Source organism: Ferdinandcohnia jepli, from assembly GCF_047246645.1.
Lineage (GTDB): Bacteria > Bacillota > Bacilli > Bacillales > Bacillaceae_L > Ferdinandcohnia.
In genome coordinates, this window is record NZ_JBFOKR010000009.1 from 209,775 (window position 1) to 215,848 (window position 6,074).

7 protein-coding genes are annotated in these 6,074 nt (G+C 36.4%); 1 reads left to right on the forward strand and 6 read right to left on the reverse strand.

The window, feature by feature from the left end:
- Position 1: 1 nt before the first annotated feature.
- The 3 genes from mgsA to AB3M96_RS11775 are packed head-to-tail and all read right to left on the reverse strand — an operon-like array spanning position 2 to position 1,587.
- A complete protein-coding gene (gene mgsA / locus AB3M96_RS11765) occupies positions 2-415 on the reverse strand; it encodes a methylglyoxal synthase (protein ID WP_412967799.1) in 414 nt (137 codons plus the stop codon).
- Between the two features lie 22 nt (positions 416-437).
- A complete protein-coding gene (dapB, locus tag AB3M96_RS11770) occupies positions 438-1,238 on the reverse strand; it encodes a 4-hydroxy-tetrahydrodipicolinate reductase (protein WP_412967800.1) in 801 nt (266 codons plus the stop codon).
- 13 nt (positions 1,239-1,251) lie between these two features.
- Positions 1,252-1,587 carry a nucleotide pyrophosphohydrolase gene (locus AB3M96_RS11775; RefSeq protein ID WP_412967801.1) on the reverse strand — a complete coding sequence of 112 codons (336 nt, stop codon included), beginning with the start codon at positions 1,585-1,587 and terminating at the stop codon, positions 1,252-1,254.
- A gap of 450 nt (positions 1,588-2,037) precedes the next feature.
- Between AB3M96_RS11775 and AB3M96_RS11780 the strand changes: the two genes are divergently transcribed.
- The gene (locus AB3M96_RS11780) at positions 2,038-2,928 is read left to right on the forward strand and encodes a YitT family protein (RefSeq protein ID WP_412967802.1); all 891 of its coding nucleotides are present in this window, start codon (positions 2,038-2,040) and stop codon (positions 2,926-2,928) included.
- Between the two features lie 90 nt (positions 2,929-3,018).
- Here AB3M96_RS11780 and AB3M96_RS11785 read toward each other — a convergent pair whose 3' ends face one another.
- The 3 genes from AB3M96_RS11785 to lhaT all read right to left on the reverse strand — a co-directional run bounded on the left by AB3M96_RS11785 (position 3,019) and on the right by lhaT (position 5,326).
- Positions 3,019-3,696 (reverse strand): zinc metallopeptidase, encoded by a 678-nt coding sequence (locus tag AB3M96_RS11785; RefSeq protein ID WP_412967803.1) that lies wholly within the window; start codon positions 3,694-3,696, stop codon positions 3,019-3,021.
- A gap of 175 nt (positions 3,697-3,871) precedes the next feature.
- Positions 3,872-4,672, reverse strand: coding sequence for a sporulation protein YpjB (gene ypjB / locus AB3M96_RS11790; RefSeq protein ID WP_412967804.1), 801 nt, complete (start codon positions 4,670-4,672; stop codon positions 3,872-3,874).
- Between the two features lie 63 nt (positions 4,673-4,735).
- Positions 4,736-5,326 (reverse strand): lipoprotein heptaprenylglyceryl N-acetyltransferase LhaT, encoded by a 591-nt coding sequence (lhaT, locus tag AB3M96_RS11795; protein ID WP_412967805.1) that lies wholly within the window; start codon positions 5,324-5,326, stop codon positions 4,736-4,738.
- Positions 5,327-6,074 lie beyond the last annotated feature (748 nt).

The window sequence follows — 6,074 nt, forward strand, 5'->3', positions numbered from 1 at the left end:
TTTAATTGCCTTCCTGTCGTTCGCGAATAATTTCTCTCCACGAAAAGAATCCACTAGATAGACCTTGAATTAGCACCTCAGCAGTTCCCATATTTGTTGCTAAAGGTACAGCATACACATCACAAAGTCTAATTAGAGCTGTAACGTCCGGCTCATGTGGTTGCGCAGTTAACGGATCTCTAAAGAATATCACCATATCCATTTTGTTCTGAGCAATCATGGCACCAATTTCTTGATCTCCTCCAAGAGGGCCAGATTGAAAACGGTGAATCTTTAGATCAGTAGCTTCCGATATCTTTAAACCAGTTGTACCTGTCGCAAATAATTCGTGTTGCTCTAAAATATGTTTATAGGCAGTTGAAAATTGAATAAGATCATTTTTCTTCTTATCATGTGCTATCAAGGCAATCTTCATAGTTTCATCTCCTCTTTATCGGTTATTCAATAATATTTTCTAGTCCATATACTAGTAAGTCTAGTTTCATGACCGTATCTACTGATAATTTTACACCAGACATAAATGAGGCACGATTAAAGGAATCATGGCGAATTGTTAACATCTGTCCGTTACCACCAAACATGACCTCCTGATGAGCAATCAAACCTGGTAAACGCACACTATGTATCCTAATTCCATCTTGTTCCGCCCCTCTTGCTCCCTGAATTGTTTCCTTTTCATCTGGGTGTCCTTGTTTTTTGGGTTCCCTAACTGTTGAAAGTAACTCAGCCGTTTTGACAGCAGTACCAGATGGAGCATCAAGCTTTTGGTCATGATGAAGTTCAATAATTTCAATATCTTGAAAGTATTTTGCAGCCATCTGAGAAAATTTCATCATTAATACGGCTCCTACAGCAAAATTCGGAGCAATAATTGCACCGATTTGGCGTTCTTCAGCTAAGGCAGATAAACGTTCTAACTCTTCGCTTGAAAAACCTGTTGTACCAACAACTGGACGAACACCATGCTGTAATGCAACTTCAGTATGATACTTACCAGTTTCCGGTGTTGTTAAATCAATCAATACGTCTGGTTTCGTTTCTTGGAAACACTCAACGATATCAGTGTAAATAGGTACATCAACATTTTGAAATCCATCAATTTCATGTAAAAGTGTCCCATTATTTATACGATCTATAGCACCAACAAGCTCAAAATGCTCTGTGTTTTGAACAAGTGAAACAGCTTCTCTCCCCATTCTGCCTCTTGGACCTGCAATTACAATTTTAATAGTCTCCACTGGAATTCCTCCCCTATTCAATCTCTTCAATTCTTGTCCATCTATCTTTGTCTCTAGAATTAAATTTATGCATAACTGTATTATGAGCTTTTTCGAGGTCAATGTTTAAAGAATTAGCTAGACATATTAAGACAAATAATATATCGCCTGTTTCCTCTTCTATACTCTTTTCTGTTTCTGAATCTTTTTTTGGTTTTTCCCCATAATAATGGTTAATCTCTCTAGCTAATTCGCCAAGTTCCTCAGTTAATCTGGCCATCATAGCAAGTGGACTAAAATAACCCTCTTTGAATTGGCTTATGTATGCGTCTACTTCCTGTTGTAAATCTTTCATTGTTTTATCTGACATATATTATCACCTCGTAGCAGATGTTCAAAAAGCATCTGAATAATCAATGACCCTGTTCTACAATACTTTTGTGTTATATCTTCTGAAGAATATATTGAGCGTTTGATATTGTTTAGTAATCTCCGGCTCCTGGTAATCACTTTCTTGTCTGGATCGTGTCTTGCACTCCAGTCACCTTCATTAATACACAATATACAACTTATTATAGACTCTTTGTTGGCTGAACTTAAAAACAGTTTACAAAAGAAATTAATATCGAACATTTTCGCCTCTTGTATTGGTAGACTGAACATTTTTGTCTTCATAATTAATACAGTGTTTTTTTAGAAAATTGACTAGCGCAACAGTCTATTCCTATGTTAGCTTAAAATAGGGAAATTTGCCAAATTTTTATTTTACTTGACATGATTTGCCGGTTTATAAAACATACTCTATAATAAGATAGCTATTATGTCGTTTTCGGGGGGCTTTATTTTGAAGTTTTCTTTTAAAAACATATTTTTTATTTTACTGGGTTCAGCCATTTTTGCTTTTGGACTTGTTCATTTTAACATGCAAAATAATCTTGCAGAGGGTGGTTTTACAGGGATAACCTTATTACTCTTCTTTCTATTTGAGTTCGACCCCTCTTATTCAAACTTACTACTAAACATTCCACTCTTCATTATCGGATGGAAGATGCTTGGGCGGGTTGCTTTCTTTTATACAATCCTCGGCACGGTAAGTCTATCTGTATTTTTATGGTTTTTTCAAAGATATCAATTTCATTTACCTTTAGACGGAGATTTAACATTAGCAGCTCTATTTGCAGGTGTTTTTATTGGTGTTGGCCTTGGAATCATTTTCAGATACGGTGGGACAACCGGCGGGGTAGATATTATTGCGAGGCTTGTAAGAAAATATGTGGGCTGGAGTATGGGAAGAACCATGTTTCTGTTTGACGCAGTAGTAATCACTGTTTCACTAATTTTTTATCTTTCTCCTCGTGAGGCAATGTATACTCTTTTAGCAGTATTTATAGGTGCACGAGTTATTGATTTTATGCAGGAAGGTGCATATGCTGCAAAGGGCGCTACCATTATATCTGAAAGAAATGATGAAATTGCTAATCGAATCTTAACTGAGATGGAACGGGGTGTAACCATCTTAAAGGGGATGGGTTCTTTTACGAAGCAAGAAAAACATATTCTATATTGTGTTGTTGGACGAAATGAAATTGGTCGTTTAAAACAGGTAATTACTTCTGTAGATCCTCATGCATTTGTTGCAGTAAGCGACGTACATGACGTTTTAGGTGAAGGCTTCACTCTAGATGAAAATAAAAAACCTATTGAGAGATAATAAAGAAAAACGCAAGCGTTTAAAAAATCTAGATCATTTTTTAATTAAAAAGACCTGTTATTCAATTGAATAACAGGTCTTTTCACAATTCTATTCTTCTGAACGAAACATTCCTGTGTACATTAGGATCAAACGTAAAAGTTCTAATACAGCTACTGCTGCGGCCGCAACGTACGTTAATGCTGCAGCATTTAAAACCTTTTTAGTTTCGCGTTCTTCGTCGTTTCGAATGACACCAGCAGAAACAATCTCATTCATTGCTCTAGATGAAGCATTGAACTCTACAGGTAAAGTTACCAATTGGAACAATACTGCTGCTGCCATAAAGATAATTCCGTAAAGCATAAGACTTGGAATAGTAAAAATCATTCCGGCAATAATTAATATCCAAGAAAAGTTCGAGCCAATGTTCGCTACTGGAACTAGTGCATGGCGAAAACGTAGAAAAGCATAGTTTTGTTGATCTTGGATAGCATGACCAACTTCATGTGCGGCTACAGCAGCACCTGCAACAGAGTTACCGTAATAATTATTTGTTGAGAGTCTTACGGTTTTTGAGCGTGGATCATAATGGTCTGATAAGACACCTGGAGTCTCTTCTACTCTAACATCGTATAATCCATTTTGATCTAGAATTCTTCTAGCCACATCAGCACCAGTCATTCCAGATGAGGATGGAATTTGAGAGTATTTCTTGTATGCACTTTTCACCTTGATTTGTGCATAGATTGGAATTATAATGATCAACGCAAAATAAATCAGAATCATTCTTTTTATTCCTCCATACTATAATATAGTTTTATTGTAGTAAGGCGCTGGATGAAAGTCAATTTATTTGCTTACAAACTCAGGTCAAACATATACAAATATCACTGAAACTTTCGATAAAAACTAAGAACAGTGGAAGATGTCAAATACACTCCACTGCTTTTAGTTTCACCATCTATCGATCATCATACTCTCTTTGAGTTTGTCGCTTTTGTTTATCGGCTTTATATTTCTTCCAGCCTACATAAGTTAGCGTGAGAATAATAGCACTACCTGTTAATATCATAACCCAAATTAATGAAGGGTCTGCATCGTCTTTTGTCATTCTTTCGAATAAATCTCTTAAGTCCATTTCCATCTGTTCTAGTTGTTGTAATCTAGTTGCCTTTTTTAGCTCTTGATTTCGATAATGATCTAGAAATGTTATATGGGAATCTAGCTTTTGAACATCTTCAGGGGTCATATCAACCCTTATACTAGGATGAATCAATTCGTATTTTGAGAGAAAGATATTCAATTGATAATTAAAGGTTTCTTGGTCCCCTTGTTCTACTGTTTCCTTCATTTGCCCGAAAGTGGTCATAATGGAATCTTCCATCTCGGTCCACATTGGTTGATGTTCTGTTCTCATAGCATCAATTACCAGGCGAAACTGAGTAACTGCGTTAACACGCTCCTCTATACTCAGTGATGAAGATGTCACAGCTTCTAGCGCCTTATTATGGCTTACTGTTATAACCCTAAGTTCATCCATAGAATAGGCTCTCTCGTGCTGGTTGATTTCCAAAAACTCATTTGAAAAATGACTTAATAATTGCTTTGCATCCTTGTATCTCTCTTGCTTAACCATCTGAAGGGCTTGGTCCGAAATTTGATCAAGTTTTTCCCAATTATCTTCGTTGGAGGTAGCGAATATGGATATAGGATGGATTAAAACAATAAAACAAATAACACATATAATACTAGAAACTTTCATACTTGTCCCTCCCCAAACATCTATTAAAATGTATGTTAGGTTGGACAAGAATAGACCAATTTTTTATGGAAGTTGAAGTTTATAACTATCTTTTTTCACACATAGAACATACGTAATTAGCAACGAAGTAATACTTAACCAGAACGTAAAGTACCCAATCTGTGGAATGAATTGATCCAATACACTGTATCTTGGCATCATAAAAAAGACATAATCAATCACATCGTTATGAAGTGTCCACACCGCTGCGATAATTAAATGAATAGGTTTAATTCGATAATATGGCGCATATAGCAAGCCTTGAATTGCCATTCCTAAGTGAGAGAGGATTAACATATACCCATATATATTTAATTCATCTACATACAATGTTAATACATTCATAACGACTGCCCATATCCCATATTTAAACAGGGTAACAATTGCAAGTGCCTCAATAAGCGGCCAATTTTTTCTTAGTAAAAAAGCTATTAATACAAAGCAGAAAAATAAACTTGCTGTCGGGCTATCTGGTACAAAAACCAGAAACTTCGGTGGTGTTGTGACTAATTGACTTTCATACCAAATATAGCCGTAGATTGTTCCGGGGACATTAATTAACAATAAAGTCCATAAAACCCACCGTTGTCCCATTAAATACATAATCCATTTCATGTATGTACCAACTTTCTTTTTCTTATATATAAAGATTCGCCTAATCATAGTATGCTTGTCAAGAACAATGAAACAAATTTATCAGTACACTTTATAAAAGAATTCGACAAGTTATTTTACAAGGAGGTTTTTATTATTAATTAGACTTTATTACTGAGTAACCGGTGGAGATTACCCCTTTTATTCTAAACTTTGTTAAATTATTAAGAAAAGCGCATGCGCCTTGGTCAGCCCCGACAAGCGCTGGAACCCTGACGAGGAGGCCGTTGCCGCCCCGCAGGAGGGGTGAAGCGACCTCGAGGGGCTAGGCGCTGGAGCTAGACACCGAAAACTCGGTTGAAATTTTATACTCCCTCATTAAAGTAACGTTTTTCTCTTGTTTTCTTCGTTTTTCTCAGTATTTTATATTCATGAAGAATGTCTAACATGTGAACTTAGCTATCACACTAGCTATTTTTATGGAGGAGGGTATACTTTAATAAGCCCTCTTCTACTCTTTTACAATAAAAGGGATTAATTGAATAATATGGTCGCTAATAGATCCCACAATATTCATGGCGGCGTACCCTCCCAGTTCTCACGGCGTCATAGCTGTTCTATGCGCAAACATTCCTTCGTTCTGCCTATCCATGAAGCGGGGTCGGCGATGCTTTCTTACAGGGTCTTTGCCCAATTCAAAAACTACTAACGAATAGAAATCAATCCCAAAGTAAACCTTTCCTTAATTGAGGATAAATTGGTCCTTACG